15 protein-coding genes are annotated in these 14,662 nt (G+C 66.7%); 6 read left to right on the top strand and 9 right to left on the bottom strand.

The annotated features are described in order from the left end of the window. The first annotated feature begins 119 nt into the window (after window positions 1–119). Entirely contained in the window at window positions 120–1,886 is a 1,767-nt protein-coding gene (locus tag AAFP35_RS06105) for a MinD/ParA family ATP-binding protein (RefSeq protein WP_419220658.1), read from the top strand. 20 nt (window positions 1,887–1,906) lie between these two features. Here AAFP35_RS06105 and AAFP35_RS06100 read toward each other — a convergent pair whose 3' ends face one another. Further along, window positions 1,907–2,536: a DedA family protein gene (locus AAFP35_RS06100; RefSeq protein WP_419220657.1), complete on the bottom strand. Its 630-nt coding sequence runs from the start codon at window positions 2,534–2,536 to the stop codon at window positions 1,907–1,909. 195 nt (window positions 2,537–2,731) lie between these two features. Here AAFP35_RS06100 and AAFP35_RS06095 point away from each other — a divergent pair, with 195 nt between their 5' ends. Together AAFP35_RS06095 and AAFP35_RS06090 are read left to right on the top strand one after the other, a co-directional pair. Then, a complete protein-coding gene (locus tag AAFP35_RS06095; RefSeq protein WP_419220656.1) occupies window positions 2,732–3,832 on the top strand; it encodes an alpha/beta fold hydrolase in 1,101 nt (366 codons plus the stop codon). A 57-nt stretch (window positions 3,833–3,889) separates the two neighbouring features. Beyond that, entirely contained in the window at window positions 3,890–4,471 is a 582-nt protein-coding gene (locus AAFP35_RS06090) for an NINE protein (protein ID WP_419220655.1), read from the top strand. 5 nt (window positions 4,472–4,476) lie between these two features. Here AAFP35_RS06090 and AAFP35_RS06085 read toward each other — a convergent pair whose 3' ends face one another. Beyond that, window positions 4,477–6,468: a TIM barrel protein gene (locus AAFP35_RS06085; protein ID WP_419220654.1), complete on the bottom strand. Its 1,992-nt coding sequence runs from the start codon at window positions 6,466–6,468 to the stop codon at window positions 4,477–4,479. A 226-nt stretch (window positions 6,469–6,694) separates the two neighbouring features. Here AAFP35_RS06085 and AAFP35_RS06080 point away from each other — a divergent pair, with 226 nt between their 5' ends. The 3 genes from AAFP35_RS06080 (at window position 6,695) to AAFP35_RS06070 (ending at window position 9,773) form a co-directional block, all read left to right on the top strand. Next, window positions 6,695–8,047: an MFS transporter gene (locus tag AAFP35_RS06080; RefSeq protein WP_419220653.1), complete on the top strand. Its 1,353-nt coding sequence runs from the start codon at window positions 6,695–6,697 to the stop codon at window positions 8,045–8,047. 79 nt (window positions 8,048–8,126) lie between these two features. Next, window positions 8,127–9,062, top strand: coding sequence for a shikimate dehydrogenase (locus tag AAFP35_RS06075; protein WP_419220652.1), 936 nt, complete (start codon window positions 8,127–8,129; stop codon window positions 9,060–9,062). A 57-nt stretch (window positions 9,063–9,119) separates the two neighbouring features. Beyond that, window positions 9,120–9,773 carry a TetR/AcrR family transcriptional regulator gene (locus AAFP35_RS06070; protein ID WP_419220651.1) on the top strand — a complete coding sequence of 218 codons (654 nt, stop codon included), beginning with the start codon at window positions 9,120–9,122 and terminating at the stop codon, window positions 9,771–9,773. Between the two features lie 114 nt (window positions 9,774–9,887). On the opposite strand, the gene truA is transcribed toward AAFP35_RS06070, so the two are convergent. The 7 genes from truA to rpmJ form a co-directional block, all read right to left on the bottom strand. Then, window positions 9,888–10,781, bottom strand: a complete 894-nt coding sequence (gene truA, locus AAFP35_RS06065; protein WP_419220650.1) for a tRNA pseudouridine(38-40) synthase TruA — start codon at window positions 10,779–10,781, stop codon at window positions 9,888–9,890. 166 nt (window positions 10,782–10,947) lie between these two features. Continuing rightward, window positions 10,948–11,577, bottom strand: a complete 630-nt coding sequence (rplQ, locus tag AAFP35_RS06060) for a 50S ribosomal protein L17 (protein ID WP_419220649.1) — start codon at window positions 11,575–11,577, stop codon at window positions 10,948–10,950. Window positions 11,578–11,638: 61 nt separating this feature from the next. Next, a complete protein-coding gene (locus AAFP35_RS06055; RefSeq protein ID WP_419220648.1) occupies window positions 11,639–12,691 on the bottom strand; it encodes a DNA-directed RNA polymerase subunit alpha in 1,053 nt (350 codons plus the stop codon). A 138-nt stretch (window positions 12,692–12,829) separates the two neighbouring features. Further along, complete coding sequence (gene rpsD, locus AAFP35_RS06050) at window positions 12,830–13,435, bottom strand: 30S ribosomal protein S4 (protein WP_419220647.1); 606 nt, start codon at window positions 13,433–13,435, stop codon at window positions 12,830–12,832. A 23-nt stretch (window positions 13,436–13,458) separates the two neighbouring features. Continuing rightward, complete coding sequence (gene rpsK, locus AAFP35_RS06045) at window positions 13,459–13,866, bottom strand: 30S ribosomal protein S11 (RefSeq protein ID WP_419220646.1); 408 nt, start codon at window positions 13,864–13,866, stop codon at window positions 13,459–13,461. After that, window positions 13,866–14,234, bottom strand: a complete 369-nt coding sequence (gene rpsM, locus AAFP35_RS06040; RefSeq protein ID WP_419220645.1) for a 30S ribosomal protein S13 — start codon at window positions 14,232–14,234, stop codon at window positions 13,866–13,868. The genes rpsK and rpsM overlap by 1 nt, the downstream gene beginning before the upstream one ends. 291 nt (window positions 14,235–14,525) lie before the next feature. Beyond that, window positions 14,526–14,639 carry a 50S ribosomal protein L36 gene (gene rpmJ, locus AAFP35_RS06035; RefSeq protein WP_005207978.1) on the bottom strand — a complete coding sequence of 38 codons (114 nt, stop codon included), beginning with the start codon at window positions 14,637–14,639 and terminating at the stop codon, window positions 14,526–14,528. Window positions 14,640–14,662: the final 23 nt, after the last annotated feature.

Below are 14,662 nucleotides of genomic sequence, written 5' to 3'. Positions count from 1 at the left end.
GGCACCGTAGGCGCGCCCGAGCTCACCTTGCAGCGTGACACGACGTCTTCTGTAGACTCGACGGGACGCTCGTTTCACATCCATCGAGATCTACGAGAGATCCAAGGGGACGGTTCCGCATGACGTACGACAACTCCGGGAATGGGAACAATTCCGGTGTGCCGGCGCCTCCTCCGTGGCTTCAGTTCGCCGACCCGGATGCGCAAGAACGCCGCGAACCGACGCCGCCGCGCCAGGACGAGAACTCCTACCTGCCCGGGCCACCGCCAGGTGCCGGCCCGGCAGCCGCACAGTCGACACCCGCGGCGCCCGGCACCGAGCGGTCCCACCCCGCGCCGGCACCGGGGTCCGACGGTCCGACGGACCCGGATTCCGCGAGTGAAGCCGCCGACGCGGCAACCGAAACCATCGGCACCGACGCACCCGACCGTCCGCGCGGGCCGGAACGTGCCGATCTCGGCGACGGCTCCCCGGCCGGACCACCCGTGCCCCCACACGTTTCACCCCCGGGCGTGCCACAGGACCCGCGGCAAGGACCTCCTCCCGGACCGCGACCGTCCGGACCGCCACATCAGGCTCCACCGCCCCAGGGTCCGCCGCCGCATCAGGGACCGCCGCACGGCGCTGCTCCGTACGGACCGCCGCCCGGAGGACGACCGCCGGGCACACCACCGCAAGGTCCGCCGCCCGGCACATCGGGACAACCCACACCGGGGGCCGGGGCACCCCCACAGGGCACCCCTCCTCAGGGGCCACCTCCTCAGTGGCCACCGACCCAACAGCAGTACCCCCCAACCGATTCGGGGCCGTACACCCCAACGCAGATGCCGCCGTTCGCGCCGCAGTCGGGACCGCCCGGCCCCGGCATGGGACCGGATTCGCCCTACGGCGCACACCCGATGGGCCCTCAGGGCATGGGACAGCAGGGCTTCGGCGACCCCAACGCCGGTCCGGCCCTCGACGAGGTCGCGCTGATCCGCAAGGCCCGGCGTGCGCCGAGCCGCGGCTGGCGGCGGGCGGTGCACACCATCTCCGGCGGGACGATCAATCCCGGTGAGTCGCAAAGCGATGTCGAGTACAAGCAGCTCCTCGACCGCGTCCGACGTCCGGTGCACGGTGACTACCGCATCGCGGTGCTCTCCCTCAAGGGCGGTGTCGGCAAGACGACGACAACCGTCGGGCTCGGCTCGACGTTCGCCACGCTGCGCGGGGACCGTGTGATCGCGGTGGACGCCAATCCGGACCTCGGCACGCTCGCCCAACGTGTCCCGCTGCAGACGCGCTCCACCGTCCGCGACCTGTTGGCCGACCGCAACGTCTACCGGTACTCCGATGTCCGGGCGCACACGTCGCAAGCCCCAAGTCGCCTGGAAGTCCTTGCCTCCGAACGTGATCCGGCCCAGGCCGAGGCGTTCAGCGAGGAGGAGTACCGAGGTGTCATCCAGATCCTGCAGCGGTTCTACAACATCATCATCACCGACTGCGGCACCGGACTGAGCCACTCGGCGATGAACGGCGTCCTCGACCTGGCGAACTCGATCATCCTGGTCAGTTCGCCTGCCCTCGACGGCGCCCGCAGCGCAGGCGCCACCCTGGACTGGCTCGAGGCCCACGGGTTCGGACATCTCGTGTCGCGGGCCGTGGTGGTCCTGAGCTCGTCACGGCCCGGTTCGTCGACCATCGACACCGACCAGTTGGCGCAACACTTCCTCACCCGATGCCGTGCGGTGCACAAGATCCCGTTCGACGACCACCTCTCCGAGGGCGCCGACGTGGATCTGGATCTGCTCGGCAAGCAGGCCCGACGCGCCTTCGCCGAGTTGGCCGCCACGATCGCCGACGATTTCGGCAGCGAACCCAACCAGCGCGACGAGCGTTTCCGGTGAACACGCGGTAGCTCGTCCGATCACGGCTGCTGCGTACGAGGGCGCTGCGATCGCGCAGCACGCCGTCGGCGCACGAAATGCACCGCGAGCGGGATCACCACGGTGAACACCGAAGCCACGATGAACAGTTCGATGTGGTCGCGGATGATCGCCACCTGCCCCAACATGCTGCCGAGCAGGATGATGCCCGCCGCCCACGTCACACTGCCCAACACGCTGAACAGCGTGAACACCCGATAGGGCATACCCGTGAAGCCGGCCACCAAGGGGGTCAGGGTCCGCACGATGCCGATGAACCGGGCGAAGAACACCGTGAGCGCCCCGAACCGCTCGAAGTAGCGGTGGGTTCGCTCCAACGGTTCCGGACCGATCCAGCGCATCAGCCGTCCCTGGACCACACTCGCCCCCAGACGGCGGCCGATGAGATATCCGAGTTGGTCACCCAGCATGGCGGCGATCGGCACGGCGACGCACAGCAGCCACAGCGGGGCGAACGGATCCGGTTGCGCGGCAAGCACGCCCGCACTGAACAACACGGAGTCACCGGGGAACACGAAGCCGATCAACAGCCCGGTCTCGACGAAGACGAGCAGGCACAGACCAACCAGTCCACCGGTCGCGAGGAAGCTGTCGACGTCGAACGGATTCATCACCGTCCAGAGTAGAGAACCCCGACATCGAGCCGCCGTGTCGTCGAGGTCGCGTCGACCACCCGACGGCCGACGTTAACTCGATGCAACATATTCGGCAGATTGTGCCAATCTGCGGTTTACTCGACAGTAAGGAGCGGCTCGTCGGCGGTGGTGAACCGTCGCCGCACGGGCGTGATCGCCAGAGGAGTCATCGTGTCCGGAACAACGCCGCCGACGTCGTCGGATCAGCAGCGTCGGCCGCGCCGCAAGGCCGGCAAGAAGCCGTCGCTGCGCACCGTCACCGATACCCGGGTACGCGTCGAGTACCACACCGTGCACGGGTATCGGCGCGCATATCGCATCGCGGGAAGCGGTCCCGCACTGTTGCTGATCCACGGAATCGGCGACAACTCGTCGACCTGGGACGCGATCATCCCCACACTCGCCCAGCACTACACCGTCATCGCCCCGGACTTACTCGGCCACGGCCGTTCCGACAAGCCGCGCGCCGACTATTCGGTGCCTGCCTTCGCCAACGGCATGCGCGATCTGCTGGTGGTGCTCGGCATCACCAAGGTCACCGTGGTCGGGCACTCGCTGGGCGGTGGCGTCGCCATGCAGTTCTGCTACCAGTTCCCGCGGTTCGCCGAACGTCTCGTACTGGTCGCCGCAGGAGGCGTGACCCGCGACGTGAACCCCGCGCTGCGCCTCGTCTCGATGCCGGTGGCGCACGAGATCCTCACCCTGCTGCGGGTTCCCGGTGTGATGCCCACGCTGCGCACCGCCGCGCGGGTGCTGGCCGCAGCTCCGCATGTGCCCGGCATGCCGACCACCGTGTCGCCGAAACGCCTGCTCAACGATCACGAAGATCTCGTCCGGGTGCTCGGCGACCTCACCGATCCCACGGCGTCCGCAGCATTCATGCGCACCCTGCGTGCGGTGGTCGACTGGCGCGGCCAGGTGGTCACGATGATGGACCGGTGTTATCTGACCGAGCGGCTGCCGGTGCTGTTGATCTGGGGCGACGAAGACACCGTCATCCCGTATCACCATGCGCTGCTAGCACATTCGGCGATGCCGCACTCCGAACTGGTGACCTTCTCCGGTTGTGGACACTTCCCGTTCCACGACGATCCGGAACGGTTCACCAAGACCGTCATGGATTTCATCGACGCCAACGAGGCCGTCGTGTTCGATCCGCACAACTGGCGGCGTCTGATGAGCGAGGGGCAGCGGCCCGAACAGTTCGTCGGCGACGAGGACACCGTCGAGGCGGTGCTCGACGCGATCGAGGACGAACGCAGCGCGACGTGATCCGTTCGGTCGGATGACAGATGCCGCCCGGCCGCCACATCGTGGGATGATGTCGCCATGAGTTACCCGGGACCCCCCTCGAACGAGCCCCACCACGACCCGTACTCCTCGGGTGCGAGCGACCCGTACGGTCAACCGCAGCAGCCTCACGATCCGTCAACGCACCAGCCTTACGGCACGCCGGATCCCTTCGCGGCCCAGCAGCCGTTCACTCCAGGCGACCCCTATGCTCAAAAGCCCTACACCCAACAGCCCTACGGCGCGCCCAACCCGTACGCACAACAGCCCTACGGTGCCCCGAACCCGTACGGGGCCTACGCTCCCGGCTACGGCGCGATCGATCCCAGCGCACCATATGGTCGCGACCCGGCAACGGGCCTGCCGTTCTCGGACAAGTCCAAGGTCGCCGCCGGACTGTTGCAGATCTTCCTCGGCTCCTTCGGCGTCGGCCGGTATTACATCGGCGACAACACCACCGGGTCGATTCAGCTCGCGCTGACCATCATCGGCTGGATCACCGCCATCTTCATCGTCGGCCTGTTCATCGTGATGGGCGTCGGCCTGTGGGCGCTGATCGACGGCATCCTCATGCTCACCGGCAGCGTGAAGGATCGCAACGGCCTCCCGTTGCGGTCCTGAGCGTCTCAGGCGTCGGCCGCCTGCTGCGCGGCTCGATGCAGTTCGGCCGCCACCCGCACCGGTGAGTTGACCTCGCCGTAGCCGCGGTAGCCACGGCGCCGGCAGACGACCTCGAAGAACAGGTCCTCCCCGATCGCCGGGGTGAAGAAGTGGAAGAACTCGCCACCGGCCGGATCCGCGTCGTACAGGACGTCGAGATCACGCATCTGTTCGATCACGTTGTCGGACAGGTCGAATCGCGCGGTGAGGTCGTCGTAGTAATTGTCCGGGATGGCCAGGGCCCGCAGCCCGCGCTCGCGACAGAGTCGGGCAGTCTCGATGACGTCGTCGCAGGCGAACGCGACGTGGGTCAGTCCGCCGCGCCGTCGTAGCGGCCCGCGTGCGTCGAGTTGGCTCGGCACCATCGAGGCGACCACCCGGACGGTCGAGCCGGCTCCGGTGGGCATCGTCAACGCCTGGCTGCGCATGGTGCCGACGGCATCGGGGACGTCGAGACCGTCGTCGACCCGCATACCGAAGACCGAACGCAACAACAGCATCGCCCCCTCCCAGTCCGCGGTGGTGATCCCGAGTCCGATGTGGTCGACCCCGGTGTAGAGATGCGTCGGACCCGACGGGCGACGGGGTACCAGATCGAATCGCTGCTGCCACCGTGCCGCAGATGTCACCGCGCGCAGATCGATGGCGAGGGTGTCGGTCACGTCGAGGCGGACCACCTCGTCGAGGTCCGGGGTGCCGCCCGCTTCGCCACCGACCGTGCCCGGGGCCGGGATCGACGCGACCGGTACGTCGAAAGCCTTCGCGCGATCGGCCCAGGCCACCGTGTCGTCGCTGCGCAAGCCGACCTGTGCGATCGTCGGCATGTCCGGCGCCACACCGGGAGCGGTCCACACCGTTCCGGCGGTCGAATCGACCACGACCGCGATGTCCGCATCCCGATAGAGCTGCAGACCTGTCCCGCTGTCGACGCCCTGCAGGTCGAAGCCAATGTGCGACAAGGTCTGCGCCACACGCGGTGCCATCACCGGACCGGCGGCCACCCGCACCGAGACGATCTCGCCCGCGGTCGCCGGCCGTCGGGGCGCGGTGTCGGCACCGGTGACGGTCTCGGTCGTCGAACCGGCGTCGGCGAGTTCGGCCAGATAACGCAGCGACCGGTGTGCATCCCGCGCCGTGCGCACCGGGTCCGCGTGCCGGAAGACGTCGCTGAAGATCTCCAGCGACCATGGCCCTCGGTAACCACCGGCATCGACCGCGCGGATGAAACCCCCGAGGTCGAAGTTCCCCTGCCCCGGCAGACAGCGGTGATGGCGACTCCACTGCAGGATGTCCATCCGCATCGTCGGCGCATCGGCGAGCTGGACGAAGAAGATCGACCCCGGCGCGAGGGTCGCGATCGAAGCCGGGTCGTCACCCCGGGACAGCACATGAAAGCTGTCGAGGCAATTGCCCAGCACCGGATTGTCGACCTGTGCAACGAGTCCTGCCGCATGGCGATAGTCGTGCACGTGTGTCCCCCAGGCCAGTGCCTCGAAGGCGATCCGCTTGCCGCGACGCTGCGCGACCTCGGCGGCCACCGCGAGCTGATGACAGAGCAATGCGTCGTCACGTACCGCGTCACCGGCGGGTGAGGAACAGACCAGCAGGAGGTCGGATCCGAGCTCGTCCATCAGATCGAACTTGCGTTCCAGCCGTACGATGTTGCGTGCGAACCGATCCGGATCAGTGCTGTCGAGGTCACGGAACGGTTGGTACAGGTCGATGGTCAGTCCCCGGTCGGCCACGGTCCGCGCGACTGCGGCCGGAGGCTCCGGACTCGCGATCAGGTCGGGCTCGAAGATCTCCACCCCGTCGAACCCGGCCGCGGCTGCGGCGTCGAGCTTGTCCTCGAGTGTGCCGGACAGGCAGACGGTCGCGATCGCGGTCCGCGGCGGGTCGCGACGATCCGCGGGGTTCACCGTGGCGGCTCCTGCGTGTCGGGTGGGGCCTGTGGTCATCGCCGACCTCCGATGGTGACGTGGGACACGGTCCACCAAAATGTACCAAATAGTTCATTAATGAGTCCACGTCTCGCCTCTATGCTCAGTGCATTGAGTACTCCCACCTGCACATCTGGTAGTTTTTATGAACTATCTGGTTAGTTGTCTTGACGGCATCACACGTGGTTTGTAGTCTCAGTCACACGCCGCCCACGTGGTAGCGATCACCACATCTGGAGGACCGATGACCACCACCCACGACCTGCCGGCGCCCGCGCCGCGTAAGGCCGCGCTGGCCAGCTTCATGGGCAGCCTGGTCGAGTACTACGACTTCTTCATCTTCGGCACCGCGTCCGCGCTGGTGTTCAACAAGATCTTCTTCCCCGACTTCAGTTCCGGCGCAGGCACTCTCGCTGCGTTCGCAACCTTCGGTGTCGCTTATGTGGCCCGTCCCGTCGGCGCCGTGATCCTCGGCCACTTCGGTGATCGCATCGGCAGGCAACGCGTGCTGGTGTTCACCCTGCTGCTGATGGGTGCATCGACCTTCCTCATCGGCTGTCTTCCCGACTACCACGCGATCGGGATCGCCGCCCCGATCGCCTTGGTCACGCTGCGACTGATGCAGGGGCTGTCCGCGGCCGGCGAACAGTCAGGGGCGAGCTCGCTGACTGTCGAGCATGCCGATTCCGGCAAACGTGCCTTCTACGCCAGCTGGACACTCAACGGCACCCAGGCGGGTCTGCTCGTCGGCACACTCGTCTTCATCCCCGTCGCAGCGCTCCCCGACGACATCCTGCTGAGCTGGGGCTGGCGCGTGCCCTTCCTGTTCAGCTCGGTGGTGATGCTGGTCGCCTACCTGATCCGTCGGTCCATGCCCGAGACCCCGGTGTTCGAGAAGGTCAAAGACTCCGACGGCGTCTCCGAGGTGCCGCTGCTGGTGCTCTTGCGCCACCACTGGCGCGGCCTCGTCCGCGTCATCGCCTGCGCACTGATCTCGGTGATGAGCACGCTGTTCTCCACCTTCGCCCTCAAGTACGCCACCGACGACTTCGAGGTCTCGAAGAGTTCCATGCTGACCGTCAGCGTGGTGGCCAACCTCGTCATGCTCGTCAGCCAGCCACTGTGGGGCCTGGCCTCCGACCGGGTCGGACGCAAACCGGTGTTCATCGGTGGCGCGCTCGGCTGCGCGGTGCTCGCCTTCCCGTACCTCGCACTGATCACCACCGGTTCGTTCTGGGTCATCCTGATCGCGACCGTGATCATCCAGTCCGTCGTCTACGCCGCGGCCAACGCCGTGTGGCCGTCGTTCTACGCCGAGATGTTCCCGGCTCGGGTCCGGTATTCGGGCGTTGCCATCGGCACCCAGCTCGGCTTCATGAGCAGTGGTTTCCTGCCGCTGGTGGCGTCGGCCATCCTCGGCGAAGGGACATTGGGCTGGCTGCCGGTCGCCATCGTCGTCGCCGTCTGCTCCCTGATCGCCGCGGGTGCGGCATCGACCGCGCTGGAAACCAACAAGACCGACACGATGCAGCTCGGCGAGCGGACGGCGCCGACCGAGGCCGACTCCGGCCCGGTCCTCAACGGCGCCCCCGCCTGATCCCGACCACGCGGATACCAGCTCGACGATGACCGGCGCCCCCGCCGTCCCCGAGACCAGCCCCATCAGGAAGAGACCGATGTTCGACACCGAATTCGCCACCGCCGCCACTCGAGTCGCCGACGGAGCGATGGTCTGCGCGCTGGTCGGGGAAGGGATCTCGCGATCTCTCACCCCGGCCTTGCACGAACGGGAGGCGACCGTCGCCGGCCGCGACCACACGTATCTGATCCTCGACGTCGCGGCCGAGTCGGCCGGCACCGTCGACCTCGGTGCGCTGGTGGCACGCGCCCAGCAGACAGGCTTGCGCGGGCTGAACATCACCCATCCGTTCAAGCAGCGGGTGCTCGCACACCTCGACGAACTGTCGCCCGACGCCGAACGTCTCGGTGCGGTCAACACCGTGGTGTTCGACGGTGACCGCCGGGTCGGGCACAACACCGATTGGTCGGGGTTCGCGCGCAACTTCGATCTGGGGTTCGGCGATGCGAGCGCGGATCCGGTCCCCCGCTCGTCGGTGGTGCAACTCGGCGCGGGCGGCGCCGGGGCCGCGGTGGCGTACGCGATGCTCACGCGCGGCGTCGAACGCTTCCACATCGTCGACGCCGACCCGGCGCGTTCGACCGATCTGGCCGACACGTTACGTCCGTTGTTCGGGGGCACGTCGGTGACGGCAGGCGGTACCGACGACGCCGACCGCGCGATCGCCGGTGCCGACGGACTCGTCCATGCCACTCCGATCGGCATGGCCGCCCACCCCGGTATGGCGGTGTCGCCGTCGTCGCTGCGCCCGGATCTCTGGGTTGCCGAGGTGGTCTACCGACCGGTGATCACCGAACTCGTCGCGACCGCCCGAGCGCTCGGCGCCCGCACCCTCACCGGCGACGGGATGGCGGTGCATCAGGCGGTCGACGCCGTGCGGCTGTTCAGCGAGTGCGAGCCCGACGCCGAACGGATGACCCGACACATCCGCGATCTGATCGCTGCCGAGACATCCGTCGCACGCAGCGCCTAGTGGTCGTGGCCGGAGAGGATCGGCGACGACATATGAACGAACGATAGAGTTCATGAGGTGACCACCGAGACCGTCCGTCGCCGCGATGCCGATCGCACCAGGGCGAACATCGTCGCCGTGGCGACCAAAGAGTTCGCCAACAAAGGGTATGCGGGTGCGCGGGTGGACGAGATCGCGGCGAAGACACACACCACCAAGCGGATGATCTACTACTACTACGGCGACAAGGACGGCCTCTACCAGGCCGTGCTGGAGGCGTCGTACGGCAAGATCCGCCGTCTCGAACAGCGGGTCACCCACATCGAGGACGATCCGGTGACCGCGATCCGCCAGCTCGCCGAGATCACCTTCGATCACCACGACCGCAATCCGGACTTCATCCGCATCGTCGCCGGCGAGAACATCCTCAAGGGCGCGCACATCAAGAGCACCGAGACGGTGCGTGAGCTCGGCAGCCCCGCACTCGACGTCCTCGGCCGCATCCTCGAGGTCGGCCGCACCCGCGGCCTGTTCCGCGACGACGTCGACGCTCTCGACGTGCACCAGGCCATCAGCAGCTATTGCTTCTTCCGGGTCGCCAACCGATACACCTTCAAGTCGCTCTTCGACCGCGACCTGACCGCCGCCCACCAACGGTCGGCACAGCGAAAGATGCTGGGAGACATGATCGTCGCCTGGCTCACCGACATCTCGGCGCCACCCGCCCCCTGAGATCCGCGACAGCAACCAGAGATCCCGCGACAGCAACCACACGTTCGCCGACAGCAACCGGATATCCCGCGACAGCAACAGCCCAGGCGCCGGCAGCACCCACTTTTCGCGGGATCAATCGCCGCAGCAACCGCCGGTGCCCCTGCGCACATCCCGGGTGACCTCGTTGCGGGCGGCGAGGTCGCCGGCCGCCGGGTAGTCGACGCCGACGAGGCACAGGCCGCGCGCCTCGGCGACCGGGACACCGCTGCTACGGGTGCGTTCGGCCAGCAGTCCTCGACACCAGGCGAGGTCGCGGCGGCCGTCACCGACGCATGCCACCGCCCCCACCAACGAGCGAACCATCGACCAGCAGAAGGCGTCTGCGCTGACCCGCCCGATCAGGACGCCCTCGTCGTCGCGCAACCAGGAGAATCGCTGCAGATCGCGAATCGTGGTGGCACCTTCGCGACGACGGCAGAAGGCGGCGAAGTCGTTGAGCCCCAACAGACTGTGTGATGCCTCGTTCATCGCATCGACGTCCAGCGCGCGCGACCACGCGGCCGTCGCGCGGGCGTGGATCGGCTCGGGACCCCAGCGCGCGTCGGTGAGCCGATAGACATAGTGCCGCCGCAGTGCCGAGAAGCGTGCATCGAAATCCGAACCGACACGCGAGATCGCACGCACCCGGACATCGTCGGGCAGCATCTTGGCCAGTCGGCCGACGAGCCGTGACGGATCGCCGTCGATCGACCGGGCTTCGAGCGACGACACCGGGACGTCGGTGTGCGCGACCTGCCCGGTCGCATGGACGCCGGAATCCGTCCGGCCGGCGACGGTGAGATGTACCGGCACCCGCAGGACCGTGGCCAGCGTGTCCTCGAGCACCCCACACACGGTTCGCTGATCAGTCTGGCGCGCCCACCCCGCGAAATCGGTTCCGTCGTAGGAGATGTCGAGCCGCAGACGGCCGAGGTCCGTCGCAGCGGACGACACCGGCTCCTCGTTCTCGTTCAGCGTGATCTCCATCTCGGGCAGGAATCGTGTTCGAACCGGACCTCACGGCACCGCCACGACAATAGTCTCCTCGGCCGACCACCCGTGTTGTGGCCATCCGTGACCGCGGGTACGAGACGAACGAACCCGCCGCCACCATGCGGTGACGACGGGTTCGTCGTGAACTACGGTGCGAGGTTCAGTCGTCGGACTTCTTCTCGGCGTCATCCGACCCGCTCGCTTCGCTCCCGGCGTCCGCAGCATCCTCGGCGGTCGCGGCACTCGACTCGTCGTCGACGGCCTCGGCAACCGCGTCGGCGTTGGCGACCTCGGAGTCGGTGGCGTCGGCCTCGACGGCCTCCACCACGTTCTCGACGTCGGCGTCTTCGGCGACCTGCTCGGTCGCCTTCTGCGCTGCGGCCTTCTGCGAGGCCGCGACGCGGGTCGCGCGCGAAGCCTCGCTCGACGCCGTCGACTCACGCACCAGCTCGATCACTGCCATGGGGGCGTTGTCGCCCTTACGCGGCAGCGTCTTGATGATGCGGGTGTAGCCACCGGGACGATCCGCGAAGAACGGGCCGATCTCGGCGAACAGGGTGTGCACGACGTCCTTGTCACGGATGTCCTTCATCACCTCACGACGGTGGGCCAGCGAGCCGGCCTTCGCGTGGGTGATCAGCTTCTCGGCGTAGGGGCGCAGCCGCTTCGCCTTCGCTTCAGTGGTGGTGATGCGGCCGTGCTCGAAGAGCGAGGTGGCGAGATTCGCCAACATCGCCTTCTGGTGGCTGGCCGACCCGCCGAGGCGGGCACCCTTGGTGGGCTTGGGCATTTCTCTTCTCCTAGAAGAATCTCCCGGTCGCGATGGGAGAGGTCAGGGTTGGGCGAGCGCCTTACAGCTGCTCGGTTTCAGCGAAATCCTCACCGGAGTCGGCGTCGAAGGACGCGTCGTCCGACCACGTACCGGTCGCCGGGTCGTAACCGGCCACCTGCGACGGATCGAAGCTGGCCGGGCTGTCCTTGAGGGACAGACCCAGGGCGTGCAGCTTGACCTTCACCTCGTCGATCGACTTCTGTCCGAAGTTACGGATGTCGAGCAGATCCGATTCGGTCCGTGCCACCAGCTCGCCGACGGTGTGAACACCCTCGCGCTTGAGGCAGTTGTAGGACCGCACGGTCAGCTCCAGATCCTCGATCGGCAGGCTGAACGACTGCAGGTGATCGGCCTCGGCAGGCGACGGCCCGATCTCGATGCCCTCGGCCTCCACGTTGAGCTCCCGGGCCAGCCCGAACAGCTCGACCAGGGTCTTGCCCGCGGAGGCGAGCGCATCACGAGCGGTGATCGAGTTCTTGGTCTCCACGTCCAGCACGAGCCGATCGAAGTCGGTGCGCTGCTCGACACGGGTGGCCTCGACCTTGTAGGTCACCTTGAGCACCGGCGAGTAGATCGAGTCGACCGGAATCCGGCCGATCTCGGCACCCGACGCCTTGTTCTGCACGGCCGGCACGTAGCCGCGGCCCCGCTCGACGACGAGCTCGATCTCGAGCTTGCCCTTGTCGTTCAGGGTGGCGATGTGCAGATCAGGGTTGTGCACGGTGACACCGGCCGGGGGCACGATGTCGGCGCCGGTGACGGTGCCCGGACCCTGCTTGCGCACGTACATGGTGACCGGCTCGTCCTCTTCGGAGCTCACCACGAGGCCCTTGAGGTTCAGGATGATGTCGGTGACGTCTTCCTTCACCCCGGGGACGGTGGTGAACTCGTGCAGGACCCCGTCGATCCGGATGCTGGTGATCGCAGCGCCCGGGATCGAGCTGAGCAGGGTACGACGCAGCGAGTTGCCGAGGGTATAGCCGAAGCCCGGCTCGAGAGGCTCGATGACGAACTTCGAGCGGTTCTCGGCGATGATCTCCTCGGTCAGAGTGGGTCGCTGTGAGATGAGCATTTCTTGTTCTCCTTTGGCCGACCGCTATTTGACGGCCTCGAGGGTGAACCGAACAGCGTGTGCTGTCAGGCGTGTCGTTGTGACGATTACTTCGAGTAGAACTCGACAGTGACTACTTCGAGTAGCACTCGACAGTGACTACTTCGAGTAGAACTCGACGATGAGCTGCTCCTGCAGAGGAACCTCGATCTGAGCGCGCTCGGGCACCTGGTGCACGAGGATGCGCAGCGTCGACGGAACCACCTGCAGCCAACCCGGAACCGGACGGTCGCCCTGGATCTCCTTGGCGATCTGGAACGGGACGGTCTGCAGCGACTTCGGACGGACGTCGATGATGTCGTACTGGCTGACCCGGTAGCTGGGCACGTCGACCTTCACACCGTTGACGGTGAAGTGGCCGTGGCTGACCATCTGACGGGCCTGACGACGGGTCCGAGCCAGTCCGGCGCGGTACACGACGTTGTCGAGGCGGGTCTCCAGGATGCGGAGCAGCTCGTCACCGGTCTTGCCGGTACGACGGTTGGCCTCTTCGTAGTAGCGACGGAACTGCTTTTCCATCACTCCGTAGGTGAAGCGGGCCTTCTGCTTCTCCTGCAGCTGCTGCAGGTATTCGCTCTCCTTGATCCGCGAGCGGCCGTGCTGGCCGGGCGGGTAGGGACGACGCTCGAACGCCTGGTCTCCGCCGATGAGATCGACGCGCAGACGACGGGACTTCTTTGTTGCGGGGCCGGTATAACGAGCCATTTTCTCAGTTCCTCCCTATCCCGCTAGACCCGACGCCGCTTGGGCGGACGGCAGCCGTTGTGCGGCTGCGGGGTGACATCGGAGATGGTGCCGACTTCGAGGCCGGCGGCCTGCAGCGACCGGATGGCGGTCTCGCGACCCGAACCCGGTCCCTTGACGAATACGTCGACCTTCTTGACGCCGTGCTCCTGGGCCTTGCGTGCAGCGTTCTCCGCCGCGAGCTGAGCCGCGAACGGGGTGCTCTTACGCGAACCCTTGAAGCCGACATGACCCGAGGACGCCCAGCTGATGACGTTTCCGTTGGGGTCGCTGATCGACACGATGGTGTTGTTGAACGTCGACTTGATGTGTGCGCTGCCGTGCGGGACGTTCTTCTTGTCGCGGCGGCGTGCGCCCTTCTTGGGGCCTGCGCTACGTGACTTAGGAGGCATTACTTCTTCTTCCCGGCGATGGTCTTCTTCGGGCCCTTACGAGTACGGGCATTGGTCTTGGTGCGCTGTCCGCGGACGGGCAGGCCACGACGGTGGCGCAGACCCTGGTAGCAGCCGATCTCGATCTTGCGACGGATGTCGGCCTGCACCTCGCGGCGCAGGTCACCCTCGACCTTCACCGATGCCTCGATGTACTCACGCAGCTTTGCGACGTCTGCGTCGGTGAGATCCTTGGCGCGCAGGTCTGGGCTCAGACCGGTGCCGTCGAGGATCTCCTTGGAGGTGGTACGACCAACTCCATAGATGTAGGTCAGTGCGATCTCCAGCCGCTTCTCGCGGGGGAGGTCCACACCTGCAACACGTGCCATGTGGCGGATTTCCTTTTCATCTCAGAGGTCTTCTCCCGGTCCGTCCCGAAACTCTTGTCGGGCTCCAGCCTCTGCACGACGCGAGCGGTGCTCGCTTCATGGTGTCCGGCGGTGGTCCGCCATTCACAGTCTGGAGGTGGGCGACGACCCGTATGTCGGCGCTGGTGCCAGGAGGGCTTCACAAAGTGCTTGTTCAGCTCATCTGTCTATTCAGTTGTGTCTCTGTGTCGATGTCGCCCGCTCGCTTACGCTCCCGGCGCGACTCTCAAGCGACCCGGAGGGTTGCCGTGATCAGCCCTGACGCTGCTTGTGACGCAGGTTCTCGCAGATCACCATGACCCGACCGTTGCGGCGGATCACCTTGCACTTCTCGCAGATCGGCTTGACGCTCGGCTGAACCTTCACGTCCGCTTCTCCTTGACTGGTCC

The sequence above is a fragment of the Gordonia sp. CPCC 206044 genome (genome assembly GCF_048537895.1).
GTDB lineage: Bacteria > Actinomycetota > Actinomycetes > Mycobacteriales > Mycobacteriaceae > Gordonia.
Note: the sequence above shows the minus strand (reverse complement) of the source record. Positions and strands in the feature narration are given on the sequence as shown.